The sequence below is a fragment of the Embleya sp. L77 genome, from assembly GCF_055557415.1.
In genome coordinates, this window is record NZ_CM145709.1 from 3,674,962 (window position 1) to 3,689,366 (window position 14,405).

Below are 14,405 nucleotides of genomic sequence, written 5' to 3' on the forward strand. Positions count from 1 at the left end.
GGGGCGGATCGGGGGGCGGGTGGTGGGCGTGAGTGGCGTGGCGATGTCGGTGGCGGTCGTCGCGGCGGCGGCGGGCGCCGGGGGCGCCGTGCGGGGCAGCGGCAGCAGCCGGCGGGGCCGGGGGGAGCCGGGGCGGGGGCACGATCCGGTGTGGCGGCGGCGGGCGGCGGCGCTGCTGGGCGGGGCGGCCGTGTTCGTGCTGTTCGGTGGGTGGATCGGGGGTGGCGCGGGGGTCGTGGCGGCGCTCGCGCTCGATCGGCGGCTGGGCCGGTTGGAGCCCCGTTCCGGGCGAGTGCTCCGGGAGCGGCTGCGGGCCGATCTGCCCTCTGCCGCCGACCTGTTCGCGGCGTGTCTGTTGGCCGGCAGTTCGCCCGTGGAGGCCGCCGAGGCGGTCGCGCACGCCGTCGGGGGACCGCTGGCGGCCCGGCTGCGGCCGATCGTGGCCTCGCTGCGGTTGGGCGGCGATCCGGGTCGGTGCTGGCTCGCGCTGACCGACGATCCGGTGCTCGCGCCGCTGGGCCGGACGCTGGCCCGGGCCGCGACGGGCGGTGCGCCGGCGGCGACCCTGGTGGCCCGGATGGCCGACGAACAACGGGCCGAGCATCGACGGGCGGCTGCCGCGGCCGCGCGCCGGGTGGGGGTGCGCGCCACCGTTCCGCTCGGGTTGTGCTTCCTGCCCGCCTTCCTGCTGATCGGTGTGGTTCCGATCGTGATCGGGCTGACGACGACCCTGTTGCAGCCCTTCTGACCTCCCAACTCATCCACATATACCGAAAAGGGGACTCACATGCGCTTGCGCTTTCTTCCGCCGATTCCTGCTCCGACCACGCGTCGGATGTGGCTGCGGCTTCGCGACGACGCCGGAATGACCACGGCAGAGTACGCGGTGGGCACGGTCGCCGCGGTGGCCTTCGGGGCCGTGCTGTTCAAGATCGTGACCAGTCCAGGCGTCGCACAGGCGCTCACCGGCGTGATCACCAAGGCCCTCGATGTCTCCTTCTGAGCCTCGTCCCGAGCCCAGCGCCAAGCCTCGCCCCGAGCCACGCACGAAGTCTCGTCCCGATCCATGCACCAAGCCTCGTCCCGAGCCCAGCGCCAAGCCTCGCCCCGAGCCACGCACGAAGTCTCGTCCCGATCCATGCACCAAGCCTCGTCCCGAGCCCAGCGCCAAGCCTCGTCCCGAGCCATGCACGAAGCCTCGTCCCGAGCCATGCACGAAGCCTCGTCCCGAGCCCAGCACCAAGGCTCGTCCCAACCCCCATGCCGCCGCCCGCCGGGCGCGTTCGGCGAACGGCTTCGTGACGGCGGAAACCGCGGTCGTGCTGCCGGTGCTGGTCCTGCTGACCGCCGTGTCGGTGTCCGGGATCGGTGCCGCCGCCGCGCAGATCCGCTGCGTGGATGCGGCGCAGGCGGGGGCGCGGGCACTGGCCCGAGGCGAGCCGGCGGCGGTGGCCCAGGAGCGGGCGCGGGCCGCCGGGCCGGTCGGAGCGCGGACGGAGGTGTCCCGCGCGGACGGCCTGGTGCGCTTCCGGGTCGCCGGCGAGGTCGGCGTGCCGGGCGCGGCCTGGGCCGGGGTGCGGTTCCACGTGGAACATGTGGCGGTGGCCGCCATGGAGGACGAGGTGCCGCCGTGAGCCCGCGCCCCTCGGCACAGGAGGGTTCGGCAACGTTGTGGGTGCTCGCGCTCGCGCTGGTGCCGATGTGCGTGGTGGCGTTCGTATTCGCCTTCGCCGGCGCGGTCGCGGCCCGCCACCGCGCAGCCGCCGCGGCCGACCTGGCCGCACTCGCGGCGGCAAGCAGAGCCGCCGCCGGCCCCGAGGAGGCGTGCACCCTGGCCCGCCACGTGGCCCAAGCCCAACACGCGACCCTGACCCGCTGCCGCCTCACCAACGACTTCGCCACCGTCGAGGTAACCACCCCCACCCCCACAGGCCCCCCAGCCCACGCCACCGCCCACGCCGGCCCAACAACGACCCCACCCGACCCACCGGCCACCGCCGACCCACTTCACCCAGCGACCCCCAACGCGTCAGCCCCGCCCCGGCCCCACCCGACAGTCACCCTGGGACGCAGCAACACCCCCGACCCGGCTCCGCCAACGACCCCTCCGGCACGCGGGCACCCCCACCCCGAACGCCCACCCCCGGCGCCCACCCCCAGGCGCGTCAGCGCCCCCGACCCGCGCCGCCCACGCGATCGACGCGCGAAGCGCGGAGAGCGGCGGAGCCGCAAAACCAAGACTTCGTGCCCCGGAGCGAAGCGGAGGGACACGAAGTCACGAGCGAGGGGCCACTTTTTTCTCGGAGGAGCGAAGCGGAGGAGAGAAAAAAGTGGTGCCTCGCGAGCCGGCGCCGAAGGCGCCCAACAAGCAGTCCCGTCACTGCCGCGCCTCGGGCGTCCCGGTCCCGTCACTGCCGCGCCTCGGGCGTCCCGGTCCCGTCGCTGCCGCGCCTCGGGCGTCCCGGTCCCGTCGCTGCCGCGCCTCGGGCGTCCCGGTCCCGTCGCTCCCACGCCTCGGGCGTCCCCGCCCCGCCACCCCCGAGCCTCAGACCACCGCCCCGCCACCCCCGAGCCTCAGACCCCCCACCCCCGCCTCACGCCCCACCCACCCCTCCCACCCCACCCACCCCCAACAAAGCCCCCAGCAGCGCCACCGCCCCCCGCTTGTCCAACGGCTGGTTGCCGTTGCCGCATTTGGGGGATTGCACGCAGCTCGGGCAGCCGTGTTCGCATTCGCAGGACGCGATCGCCTCGCGGGTCGCGCTCAGCCAGGCTGCGGCGGTGACGTAGGCGCGTTCGGCGAAGCCCGCGCCGCCCGGGTGGCCGTCGTAGACGAATACGGTCGGCAGACCGGTGTCGGGGTGCAGCGACGTGGACACGCCGCCGATGTCCCAGCGGTCGCACGTGGCGAACAGCGGCAGCAGGCCGATCGAGGCGTGTTCGGCCGCGTGCGCGGCGCCCGGCAGGTCGGTCGGCTCGATGCCCGCCGCCGCCACCTGGTCGGGTGTGACCGTCCACCACACCGCGCGGGTGCGCAGGCTGCGCTCGGGCAGGTCCAGTTTGTGCTCGCCCAGTACCTCACCGGTGATGATCCGTTTGCGCTGGAAGGAGACCACCCGGCCGGTGACCTCGACCGAGCCGAAGTGCAACCGGGCCGCGCCCCACTCCTGGCTGCGCACGGTCTCCAGGATCCGGATCTCGGTGACCTCGCGCGCGCTGGTGGTCCAGTCCGGATTCGCCGCGCGCACCAGCGCCACGCCCTCGCCGAGGTCGAGTTCGCGGACCAGGAAGGTGTCGCCCTGATGCAGGTGCACCGCGCCGGGGTGGACCGCGGAGTGCGCCGCGGGCGCGTCGACCGTGCCGAGCAGGCGCCCGGTGTCCTGCTCGACCACCCGCACCGCCGGCCCGCCCGCGCCGCGGATGTCGGTCAGGTCGGTGGCCCGCTCCCGGCTGGTCCAGTACCAGCCGGTGGACCGCCGGCGCAGCAGCCCGCGCCGTTCCAGGCCGGGCAGCAGTTCCGCGGCCACCGGCCCGAACAGCTCCAGGTCCTCCTCGGTGAGCGCGAACTCGGCCGCGGCCGCGCACAGGTGCGGGGCCAGCACGTACGGATTGTCCGGGTCCAGCACGGTCGCCTCGACCGGGCGGTCGAACAGGGCCTCGGGGTGGTGCACGAGGAAGGTGTCCAGCGGGTCGTCGCGGGCGATCAGGACGGCCAGCGCCTCCTGTCCGGCCCGACCCGCGCGCCCGGCCTGCTGCCACAGCGAGGCCCGGGTGCCGGGATAGCCCGCGATCAGCACCGCGTCCAGGCCGGAGATGTCCACACCCAGTTCGAGCGCGGTGGTCGCGGCCACCCCGAGCAGGCTGCCGTCGTGCAGCGCGCGCTCGATCGCCCGGCGCTCCTGGGGCAGATAGCCCGCGCGATAGGTGGCCACCCGGTCGGCCAGTGCCTCGTCCACTCGGGCCAGGTGATCGCGCGCGATCACCCGCACCACCTCAGCGCCGCGTCGCGAGCGCACGAAGGCGACCGTGCGTACGCCGTCGAGCACCAGGTCGGTGAGCAGATCCGCGGTCTCCGAGGTCGCGGTACGCCGGACGGGTGCTCCGTGTTCACCCTCGTGGCCGGTCAGTGGCGGCTCCCACAGAGCGAACACCAGTTCGCCGTGCGGCGAGCCGTCCTCGGTCACCTCGACCACGGGCGCGCCGATCAGCCGTTCGGCGGCGATCGCCGGATCGGACACGGTCGCCGACGCCAGGATGAACACCGGGTCGGATCCGTACCGGCGACACACCCGGCGCAGCCGGCGGATCAATTGGGCCACATGGGAGCCGAAGACGCCGCGATACGTGTGGCATTCGTCGATCACCACGTAGCGCAACGAGCGCCAGAACGCCGCCCACGAGCGGTGTCCGGGCAGCAACGCACGGTGCAACATGTCCGGATTCGTCAGGACGTAGGACGCGTGGGAGCGCACCCATTGCCGCACCTCCACGGGCGTGTCGCCGTCGTAGGTGGCGACCCGGACACGCCCGAGCGCGGGGTTCGCAGTCCGCAACTCCTCGACGGCGCGCGCCTGATCCGAGGCCAGCGCCTTCGTCGGAGCGAGGTAGAGTGCGGTCGCACCGCGCCCGCTGGGCGCGTCCGCGCCCTCGACCAGGGTCGTGAGGACCGGCAACAGATAGGCGAGGGACTTGCCCGAGGCGGTGCCGGTGGCGATCACGACCGAGCGGCCCTGTGCCGCAACAGAGGCGGCGCGGGCCTGATGCTCCCACGGCAGTTCGATACCCGCAGCGCGAAACGCGTCGCCGACTTCCGGCCGAACCCAGTCGGGCCAGGCCGCGGTAACGCCTTCGCGAGCGGGTATGCGCCGGACGTGCGTCACTCGATCGGGTCGATCCCGACCCGCCAAAAGGCGGCCGAGAAGACCTTCCGGGGGGCGTGTTCCGGGCTGCATCGGGCACCAGTGTTACATCCAATGTCGCGGGATTCATCGTCCCCTAGTGCCCATAAGTGGTTGAATGCCTTGGCGGCTGCCGATCCATGGGGGGCGACCGCTCAAGAGCAAGGTGCTGGAGGATCCGTGGACTTGTCCCTGTCGACCCGAACCGAGGGCGGTCGTACGATCGTCGAGGTGGGCGGCGAGATCGATGTATACACCGCACCCAAGCTGCGCGAGCAACTGGTGGAACTCGTCAACGAAGGCCAGTTCCACCTGATCGTCGACATGGAAGCCGTCGACTTCCTGGATTCGACCGGGCTCGGTGTGCTGGTGGGTGGCCTGAAGCGGGTGCGTGCCCACGAAGGGTCGTTGCAGTTGGTGTGCACTCAGGAGCGCATCCTGAAGATCTTCCGCATCACCGGCCTGACCAAGGTCTTCCCGATTCATCCGTCGGTGGCCGTGGCCATCGCCTCGTCCGACTGACCGACGTACGTCCTGACCGGACGCACACCGCACCCGCGCCGGCCCGGGCGGGTGCTCGCACGGCTGGGGGAACCATGGCCATCGTCGAGCTGCGCTTCAGCGCGCTGCCCGAACACGTCCGCACGGCGCGGCTCGTCGCCGCCGCCGTGGCGCGGCGCGCGGGGGTTGCTGAGACGGTGCTCGACGAGGTGCGCCTCGCCGTCGGTGAGGCGTGTTCCCGCGCCGTCGGGATGCACCAGGACCGGGTGGACGACGACCGCCCGGTCACGGTCACCCTGGACGACGGCGACGGCCGCTTCAGTATCGAGGTCAACGACGGCGTGCCACAGCCGGCGCTGACCGAGGCGGGCCTCGCGGAGGGCGCCGGAATGGTGCCCGACCTGTCCGCGAACGGCTCCGGCCTGGACCTGATCGAGAACGAGATGGGCCTGGCCGTCATCCTCGGCCTGGTCGACGACCTCGACGTGCGGACCGGCGCCGAGGGCGGCGTGATCCGCATGTCGTGGCCCTCCGGCGCGAAGTCCGCCGAGACCGTGGGCTGACCGAGCCCCACTCCGTACGACCCTCATCGCCTCCGGGATGCCCGGGGGCGATTTCGGCGTTCTCGTGTATCCCCTTTTTCGGGTCGTAAAACCTGATTCCGGATCGACACGCCGATTTTGGGAATCACGCCCGGATTTCATCGGTAATTTGATCTGATCATGGCGATTCCCATGGTCTGATCTTGATCATTTGCATACACTCCTTTCGCATTGAGAAGTCCCGATCTGAAAGTGCTCCTAGCCAAGGAGGACGAATGTCCGGGATCCACCCCTCCGAACTCACCGTCGCCGCGGACGTCTCCGTCTCAGGCGGCAACCTCACCTACGTCGTGATCGTCGCGGTGATCGCCCTCGGTGCCCTGGGCGTCGCCGCCGGACTCGTGCGTCAAGTGCTCGCCGCCGACGAGGGCACCGAATCCATGCGCCGGATCGCCGGTGCGATCCAAGAGGGCGCGGCGGCCTACCTGGCCCGTCAGTTCCGCACCCTCGCGGTGTTCGCCGTGGGCGTCTTCTTCCTGCTCATGCTGTTGCCCGCGGACGACTGGAACGAGCGGATCGGCCGCTCGATCTTCTTCCTGGTGGGCGCGGTCTTCTCGGCCGTCACCGGGTACGTGGGCATGTGGCTCGCGGTGCGCAGCAACGTGCGCGTCGCGGCGGCCGCCCGGGCCGGGAACGCCGGTCGGGACGCGGCGATGCGGATCGCCTTCCGCACCGGCGGCGTCGCGGGCATGTTCACGGTCGGCCTGGGCCTGTTCGGGGCCGCGCTCGTGGTGATCCTCTACCGCGAGAACGCCCCCAAGGTGCTCGAAGGCTTCGGCTTCGGCGCCGCGCTGCTCGCGATGTTCATGCGCGTGGGCGGCGGCATCTTCACCAAGGCCGCCGACGTCGGCGCGGACCTGGTCGGCAAGGTCGAACAGGGCATCCCCGAGGACGACCCGCGCAACGCCGCGACGATCGCCGACAACGTCGGCGACAACGTGGGCGACTGCGCGGGCATGGCCGCGGACCTGTTCGAGTCGTACGCGGTCACCCTGGTCGCCGCGCTGATCCTGGGCAAGGCCGCCTTCGGCGACGCGGGCCTGGTCTTCCCGCTGATCGTGCCCGCGATCGGCGTGCTGACCGCGATCGTGGGCATCTACACGGTCGCTCCCCGGCCGGGCGACCGCAGCGGCATGACCGCGATCAACCGGGGCTTCTTCGTCTCGGCGATCATCTCGCTCGTGCTGGTCGCGGGCGCCGCGTTCCTGTACCTGCCGAGCAAGTTCTCGGACCTGGACGGGCTGAGCGACCAGGAGATCCTCGCGCACGACGCCGACCCGCGGGTGTTCGCGCTGGTCGCGGTGCTGATCGGCATCGTGCTCGCGGCGGTCATCCAACAGTTGACCGGCTACTTCACCGAGACCAGCCGGCGACCGGTGCGCGATGTCACCAAGACCTCGCTGACCGGTCCGGCGACGGTCATCCTGTCCGGCATCGCGCTCGGCCTGGAATCCGCGGTGTACGCGGCGGTGCTGATCTCGGTGGCGGTGCTGGGCGCGTATCTGCTCGGCGCCGGGATCATCATGCTCGCGCTGTTCGCGGTCGCACTCGCGGGCACCGGCCTGTTGACCACGGTCGGGGTGATCGTGGCCATGGACACCTTCGGACCGGTCTCCGACAACGCGCAGGGCATCGCCGAGATGTCCGGCGACGTCGAGGGCGAGGGCGCCCAGGTGCTCACCGAGCTCGACGCGGTGGGCAACACGACCAAGGCGATCACCAAGGGCATCGCCATCGCGACCGCCGTGCTCGCGGCGACCGCGCTGTACGGGTCCTATCGCGACGCCGTGCGCACGGCCGTGGACGAGGCCGGCGGACTCGCGGACGCCTCCAAGCTCACCTCGTTCGCGTTCTCCACCGACATCACCCAGCCGAACAACCTGGTCGGGCTGATCCTCGGCGCGGCCGTGGTGTTCCTGTTCAGCGGCCTGGCGATCAACGCGGTCTCCCGGGCCGCGGGCGCGGTGGTGTTCGAGGTGCGCAACCAGTTCCGGACCCGACCCGGGATCATGGACGGCACCGAACTGCCCGAATACGGCCGGGTGGTGGACATCTGCACCCGCGACTCGCTGCGTGAGCTGGCCACCCCCGGACTGCTCGCGGTGATGGCCCCGATCGCGGTCGGGTTCACCCTGGGCATCGGCCCGCTCGCGGCGTTCCTCGCCGGTGCGATCGGCACCGGCACGCTGATGGCGGTGTTCCTGGCCAACTCCGGCGGCGCCTGGGACAACGCCAAGAAGATGGTCGAGGACGGCAGTTACGGCGGCAAGGGCTCCGCCGCGCACGAGGCCACGATCATCGGCGACACGGTCGGCGACCCGTTCAAGGACACCGCCGGACCGGCGATCAACCCGCTGCTCAAGGTGATGAACCTGGTGTCGCTGCTGATCGCGCCGGCGGTGATCAAGCTGAGCATCGGCGCGGACGAGAACGGCGCGCTGCGCGCCCTGGCGGCGGCCTTCTCGATCGTGGTGATCGTGGGCGCGGTCTGGTACAGCAAGCGCAAGTCGGTGGTCGTCGGCGAGGACGAGGACGACCACGAGGAGCAGGCGACGAAGGCGGCCGCCTGATTCGACCCGAGGTACGTACGGGCGCGGAACCGGAGAAACCGGAACCGCGCCCGTGCCGCGGGCAGAGTGCACGTTTGGCCGAACACCTTTGCGCTGTGCGAGTCTGCGTCCGGCTCCGAGCAAAGGTGGAAAGCGTGTCGAGGAAGTTCCTGGTGGTCTCCGCGCTGGTCCTGGCATCGGCCTTGACCGCATGCGGCGGCGGCGACGACAAGAACGACGAGAACAAGAAGAAGCAGGCCGAACTGCGGGCCTGGGCCGCGAAGGTCTGCGCGGTGGACGTGACGGCGCGGATCGACGAGTCCCGGGTGGCGCTGGCGGACGTGGGGAAGGTGATCCCCAACGAGCAGCCCGCGACCCTGCGCACCCGGCTGGCGGCCGACATCTCCCGACTCGCCGACGCGGACAACGCGCTCGCCGACGCGATCGACAAGGCGGGCATACCCGCGGTCGCCGACGGCGCCACGCTGCGCACCTCGGTGGTCGCGGAGCTGCGCAACGCGGCCAAGGGCTGGGCCGGGATCCAGGCCAAGGTCGAGGGCCTGGCCATCGACAAGCAGAACGTGTTCGCCGACGGGCTGCGCTCGCTGAACCCGGAGATCGACGGGCTGCGCGCGTCCTCGCACACGGCCCTGGACAGGCTGCACCGCGGCGAGGCCGGCAAGGCGCTCGCGGCGGTGCCGGGGTGCGCGGCGGGCAAGCCGGACGCGATCCCGACCGTCCCGGTCACCTCGGCGCCCACGGCGAGCACGACGCCGAGCGCCGGTGCCTCGAGTCCCGCGCCGGACAAGTCCACCGCGCCTACCAGCGCGTCCTCGACCGGTTCCACCGCGCCGAGCAGCCCGCCGCCGAGCGCCGGCGCGGAGTCCTCCTCGGCGCCGCCGACCGGCACGGCACCGGCCGGCTGACCGCCGCCCCGGCGCGCACGAGGCAGGATGGTGCGCGTGACCATGAACGACACCTCCCAGGTGGCCCGACTTCGCGAGGCCCTGATCGCGGCCGGCTACACCGTCGACGGCTGCCTCGACGCCCTCGGCTCCCAGGCATACGCGGCGCTGTCGCGCGGTGAGACCGTGCCGGCGCTGCGTGCCCTGCGGGCGGACGCGGCGAGCCCGCTCGCGGTGCTGATCCGGCTGTTCCTGCTGCAGACGCCCGCGCCCGAGGCACACGTACGGCGTGCCCTCCCGCTGGCCGAGGCGCTGGCCGGTGGGCTGCTGGAGCAGGACGGCGACCACGTGCGGCCGCTGGTGGACATCCGGCCCTACGGCGAGGCGGACACCGACTGGTGGGTCGTGTCCGACCTCGGCGCGGGCATCGGCGGGGTCAACGGCCCGGTCCGGGCGGATCACGTGCTGGGCATCGGCGGAGCGTCCACCACGCTCGCCGGCATCACCGTGCGCGAGCAGGTGGGCCGCGCGCTGGACCTGGGCACCGGGTGCGGCGTGCAGGCCCTGCACGCGTCGCGACACGCCGACTCGGTGCTGGCCACCGATGTCAACAAGCGGGCGCTCGACCTGACCCGGCTGACCATGGCGCTGTCCGGGGTGGGCAACGTCGGCCTGGCCGAGGGCAGCCTGTTCGAGCCGGTCGAGGGCGAGCGGTTCGACCTGATCGTGTCCAACCCGCCGTTCGTGATCACTCCGGTGGGCGAGCGGTACACCTACCGCGACGCGGGGCTGCCCGGCGACGAGGTGTGTCGGCTGCTGGTGGCGCAGGCGCCGCGGTTCCTCAACGACGGCGGCTACTGCCAGCTGCTGGCCAATTGGCAGCATCTGCGCGGCCAGGACTGGCAGGACCGGCTGGCGGCCTGGCTGGCACCCACCGGCTGCGATGCCTGGGTGGTCCAGCGCGACGTGCAGGACCCGGCGCAGTACGCCGAGCTGTGGCTGCGCGATTCGGGTGACCACCACGGCGCCGCGTACGCCGAACGCTACGACGCCTGGTTGGCGGCGTTCGAGCGGGACGGCGTGGAGGGCATCGGATTCGGCTGGATCACGCTGCGGGCGTCGGGCTCCGACACGCCGAACGTGCACATCGAGGACTGGCCGCACGCGATCGAACAACCGCTCGGCGCGGAGGTGCACGCCTGGTTCGGCCGACAGGACGCCTTGGCCCGAACGGACGACGACGGCCTGCTGGGTGTCGCCTTCCGGCTCGCCGACCACGTGGTCCAGGAGCAGACCGGCGCGCCGGGCGCCGAGGACCCCGAGGCGGTCGTGCTGCGTCAGCGGCGCGGCATGTGCCGGGCGGACCGGGTGGACACCGTCGGCGCGGCGCTGGCCGGAGCCAGCGACGGGCAGCTTCCGGCCGGCGTCATCGTGGACGCGATCGCCGAGCTGCTCGACGAGGATCCGGCCCGCTTGCGCGATGCCGTACCCGGCGAACTGCGCGGTTTGGTGGCCGACGGATTCCTGCTGTTCCCCGAGGTCGGGGAGCCTGCCGGGGAGCGGCCCGACCGCACCGACTGAGCGCGGCTTGGGCCGGTGCACCGTGATCCGGGGCGGCACGCCTGTACAGTCGCAGGTGTTGTCCCCACAGGATGCTCCTTGCCGTTGCCAAGAAAATGTGTTGTATGGAGGCGGCGGCTTCCAGCTCGACCGCGAACCAACGGGGTCGGGAGGCGGGAACCGCGATGCGCGCGTTACCGTTCGAGGGGCGAGGGACGCGGACGTCGGAGCGAATCGCCGGATCCGGGGGACGGTCCGGTCGGACGGCGGCCTCGGGACGACTCCGTGACAAGCCGAGCAGAAACCGGTTTGACACACGGGGCCGACTCCCGGTCACGCTCCGCCACCCGGCAACCGCAATGTGAATACGAACCCCCGAGTACGGCCTTGCTCAACCGGGCACGGCCGCTGCCGACGACGATGGAGAGAGAAGCGAAGGTGTCCCCGAGCAGCGAGACCGCGCGCGACGGCCTGAGACTCGTCATTGTCGAGTCCCCGGCCAAGGCGAAAACGATCAAGGGCTATCTCGGCCCCGGTTACGTGGTCGAGGCGAGCGTGGGACACATCCGCGACCTGCCCAACGGCGCCGCCGAGGTACCGGCGGAGTACGCCGGCAAGCCGTGGGCCCGACTCGGTGTCGACGTCGACGCCGACTTCGAGCCGATCTACGTGGTCAACGCGGACAAGAAGTCCCAGGTCGCCAAGCTGAAGAAGCTCCTCAAGGACGCCGACGAACTCTTCCTGGCGACCGACGAGGACCGCGAGGGCGAGGCCATCGCGTGGCACCTCCTGGAAGTGCTCAAGCCCAAGGTGCCGGTGCACCGCATGGTGTTCCACGAGATCACCAAGGACGCGATCCGCAACGCGGTGAACAACCCGCGTGAGCTGAACCAGCGACTGGTCGACGCGCAGGAGACCCGCCGCATCCTCGACCGCCTTTACGGCTACGAGGTCTCGCCGGTCCTGTGGAAGAAGGTCGGTCCGCGCCTGTCGGCCGGCCGCGTGCAGTCGGTGGCCACCCGCCTGGTGGTCGAGCGCGAGCGGGAGCGCCGCGCGTTCACCTCGGCCTCGTACTGGGACCTGCTGGGCGTGTTCGGCACCGGCCGGGCGGGCGACCCCACCGACCCGAGCACGATGAACGCGCGCCTGGTCTCGCTGGACGGCAAGCGGGTCGCCTCCGGTCGCGACTTCGGCCCGGACGGCAAGCTCAAGAACGCCGGCGTGCTCCAGTTGGAGGAGGCCGGCGCCCGTGCGCTGAGCGCCGCGCTGGAATCCGCGTCGTTCACCGTGCGCGCCGTCGAGCGCAAGCCCTACCGCCGCTCCCCGTACGCCCCGTTCCGCACGACCACCCTCCAGCAGGAGGCCTCGCGCAAGCTCGGCTACGGCGCCAAGCGCACCATGCAGATCGCCCAGAAGCTGTACGAGAACGGCTTCATCACCTATATGCGTACGGACTCCACCACGCTGTCCGAGACGGCCGTCACGGCCGCCCGGGCACAGGTGCGCGACCTGTACGGCGCCGAGTACGTGCCGGACGCGCCGCGGGTGTACGCCGGCAAGGTCAAGAACGCGCAGGAGGCGCACGAGGCGATCCGTCCCTCGGGCGAGAGCTTCCGCACGCCGGCCGAGACCGGGCTGTCCGGCGACGAGTTCCGGCTGTACGAACTGATCTGGATGCGCACCGTCGCGTCGCAGATGAAGGACGCGGTCGGCCAGTCGGTGACCGTGCGCATCGGCGGCATCGCGCAGGGCGCGGACCTGCCCGGGCGCGACGCGGAGTTCACCGCGAGCGGCAAGATCATCACCTTCCACGGCTTCCTCAAGGCCTACGTGGAGGGCTCGGACGACCCGGACGCGGAGCTGGACGACCGCGAGCGGCGGCTGCCGATGGTCACCGAGGGCGACGCGCTCAGCGCCGACGAGCTCACCCCGGAGGGCCACGCGACCAAGCCGCCGGCCCGCTACACCGAGGCGTCGCTGATCAAGGAGCTGGAGGACCGGGAAATCGGTCGCCCCTCGACGTTCGCGTCGATCGTCGGCACCATCCTGGACCGCGGCTACACCTTCAAGAAGGGCACCGCGCTGGTGCCCTCCTTCCTGGCCTTCGCCGTGGTCGGCCTGCTGGAGGGCCACTTCGCCACGCTGGTGGACTACGACTTCACCGCGAAGATGGAGGACGACCTCGACCGGATCGCGCGCGGCGAGACCGAGGCCGTGCCGTGGCTGCGCCGGTTCTACTTCGGCGACGAGAGCCGGCCCGACGAGGACCACCTCGGCGGCCTCAAGGCCCTGGTCACCGACCTCAGCTCGATCGACGCCCGCGAGGTCAACTCGTTCCCGGTCGGCGAGGGCATCGTGCTGCGGGTGGGCCGGTACGGCCCCTACGTCGAGCGCGGCGAGCGGCGCGCGGACGTGCCGGACGACCTGCCGCCGGACGAGCTGACCGTGGCCAAGGCCGAGGAACTGCTCGACAAGCCCAGCGGCGACCACGAGCTGGGCATCGACCCGGTCAGCGGCCACATGATCGTGGCCAAGGACGGGCGCTACGGCCCGTACGTGACCGAGGTGCTGCCCGAGCCCGAGGCGCCCGCCGCCCCGGCGCCGGCCGCGGACGGCGCCAAGCCGGCCAAGAAGACCGCGAAGAAGGCCGCCGCGAAGAACGGCCCCAAGCCGCGCACCGCGTCGCTGTTCAAGTCGATGGCGCTGGACACCGTCACCCTGGACGACGCGCTCAAGCTGTTCACGCTGCCGCGCGTGGTGGGCAAGCACCCGGAGACGGGTACCGAGATCACCGCGCAGAACGGTCGTTACGGCCCGTACCTCAAGATGGACACCGACTCGCGCTCGCTGGAGACCGAGGACCAACTGTTCACGGTGACCCTGGAGGAGGCGCTGGCCATCTACGCCCAGCCCAAGGCGCGCGGGCGGGCCGCGGCCAAGCCGCCGCTGAAGGAACTGGGCACCGACCCGGTCAGCGGCAAGGCGGTCACGGTCAAGGACGGCCGGTTCGGCCCGTACGTGACCGACGGCGAGACCAACGCGACGCTGCGTGCGGACGACTCGGTCGAGACGATCACCCCCGAGCGGGGCTACGAGCTGCTCGCGGACAAGCGGGCCAAGGGCCCGGCGAAGAAGACGACCAAGAAGGCGGCGGCCAAGAAGGCCCCGGCGAAGAAGGCGACGGCGACGAAGACCGCCGCGAAGAAGACGGCGGCCAAGAAGACGGCCGCCGACGGCAAGACCACGAAGTCGGCCGCCGCGAAGGCGACGGCGAGTGCCGGCGCGAAGAACGCGGCCGACAAGGCGTGAGGCAACAAGACTGAGGTAGGGATATCTCGGTACGTTTCGATCAGGCGGCGCCGGCGGGATCCGGCGCCGCCTCGGTCGCTT

Annotated in this window: 10 protein-coding genes and 1 pseudogene; 10 read left to right on the forward strand and 1 reads right to left on the reverse strand. The window is 71.8% G+C overall.

What is annotated here, in order from left to right:
* The first annotated feature begins 28 nt into the window (after positions 1–28).
* From ACZOOI_RS15710 to ACZOOI_RS15725, 4 genes and pseudogenes are all read left to right on the forward strand, one after another.
* Positions 29–748, forward strand: a complete 720-nt coding sequence (locus tag ACZOOI_RS15710; protein ID WP_465276458.1) for a type II secretion system F family protein — start codon at positions 29–31, stop codon at positions 746–748.
* An 87-nt stretch (positions 749–835) separates the two neighbouring features.
* Positions 836–1,003, forward strand: coding sequence for a DUF4244 domain-containing protein (locus tag ACZOOI_RS15715; RefSeq protein WP_465281208.1), 168 nt, complete (start codon positions 836–838; stop codon positions 1,001–1,003).
* Positions 1,004–1,298: 295 nt separating this feature from the next.
* Positions 1,299–1,634, forward strand: coding sequence for a TadE family type IV pilus minor pilin (locus ACZOOI_RS15720; RefSeq protein ID WP_465276459.1), 336 nt, complete (start codon positions 1,299–1,301; stop codon positions 1,632–1,634).
* Positions 1,631–1,954 (forward strand): annotated as a pseudogene (locus ACZOOI_RS15725) (Rv3654c family TadE-like protein); the annotation flags it as partial. The gene ACZOOI_RS15720 and the pseudogene ACZOOI_RS15725, both read left to right, overlap by 4 nt.
* Before the next feature lie 640 nt (positions 1,955–2,594).
* On the opposite strand, the gene ACZOOI_RS15730 reads toward ACZOOI_RS15725, so the two are convergent.
* Positions 2,595–4,952 carry a DEAD/DEAH box helicase gene (locus ACZOOI_RS15730; RefSeq protein ID WP_465276460.1) on the reverse strand — a complete coding sequence of 786 codons (2,358 nt, stop codon included), beginning with the start codon at positions 4,950–4,952 and terminating at the stop codon, positions 2,595–2,597.
* Positions 4,953–5,078: 126 nt separating this feature from the next.
* On the opposite strand from ACZOOI_RS15730, the gene ACZOOI_RS15735 reads away from it, so the two are divergent.
* From ACZOOI_RS15735 to topA, 6 genes are all read left to right on the forward strand, one after another.
* Positions 5,079–5,420, forward strand: a complete 342-nt coding sequence (locus ACZOOI_RS15735) for an STAS domain-containing protein (protein WP_020549531.1) — start codon at positions 5,079–5,081, stop codon at positions 5,418–5,420.
* 74 nt (positions 5,421–5,494) lie between these two features.
* Complete coding sequence (locus tag ACZOOI_RS15740) at positions 5,495–5,962, forward strand: ATP-binding protein (RefSeq protein WP_465276461.1); 468 nt, start codon at positions 5,495–5,497, stop codon at positions 5,960–5,962.
* Positions 5,963–6,216: 254 nt separating this feature from the next.
* Positions 6,217–8,571, forward strand: coding sequence for a sodium-translocating pyrophosphatase (locus ACZOOI_RS15745; protein WP_465276462.1), 2,355 nt, complete (start codon positions 6,217–6,219; stop codon positions 8,569–8,571).
* A 134-nt stretch (positions 8,572–8,705) separates the two neighbouring features.
* On the forward strand, positions 8,706–9,476 hold the full coding sequence (locus tag ACZOOI_RS15750) for a hypothetical protein (protein WP_465276463.1): 771 nt from the start codon (positions 8,706–8,708) through the stop codon (positions 9,474–9,476).
* Positions 9,477–9,503: 27 nt separating this feature from the next.
* Positions 9,504–11,036, forward strand: a complete 1,533-nt coding sequence (locus ACZOOI_RS15755; RefSeq protein WP_465276464.1) for a DUF7059 domain-containing protein — start codon at positions 9,504–9,506, stop codon at positions 11,034–11,036.
* 417 nt (positions 11,037–11,453) lie between these two features.
* Positions 11,454–14,324: a type I DNA topoisomerase gene (gene topA / locus ACZOOI_RS15760; protein WP_465276465.1), complete on the forward strand. Its 2,871-nt coding sequence runs from the start codon at positions 11,454–11,456 to the stop codon at positions 14,322–14,324.
* The last annotated feature ends 81 nt before the right edge of the window (positions 14,325–14,405 follow it).

Excerpts from the sequence above, each read along its gene's own strand:
- ACZOOI_RS15755 (WP_465276464.1), top strand. The coding sequence starts at position 9,504 with ATGGTGCGCGTGACCATGAACGACACCTCCCAGGTGGCCCGACTTCGC.
- ACZOOI_RS15740 (WP_465276461.1), top strand. The coding sequence starts at position 5,495 with ATGGCCATCGTCGAGCTGCGCTTCAGCGCGCTGCCCGAACACGTCCGC.
- ACZOOI_RS15715 (WP_465281208.1), top strand. The coding sequence starts at position 836 with ATGTGGCTGCGGCTTCGCGACGACGCCGGAATGACCACGGCAGAGTAC.
- ACZOOI_RS15745 (WP_465276462.1), top strand. The coding sequence starts at position 6,217 with ATGTCCGGGATCCACCCCTCCGAACTCACCGTCGCCGCGGACGTCTCC.
- ACZOOI_RS15730 (WP_465276460.1), bottom strand. The coding sequence starts at position 4,952 with ATGCAGCCCGGAACACGCCCCCCGGAAGGTCTTCTCGGCCGCCTTTTG.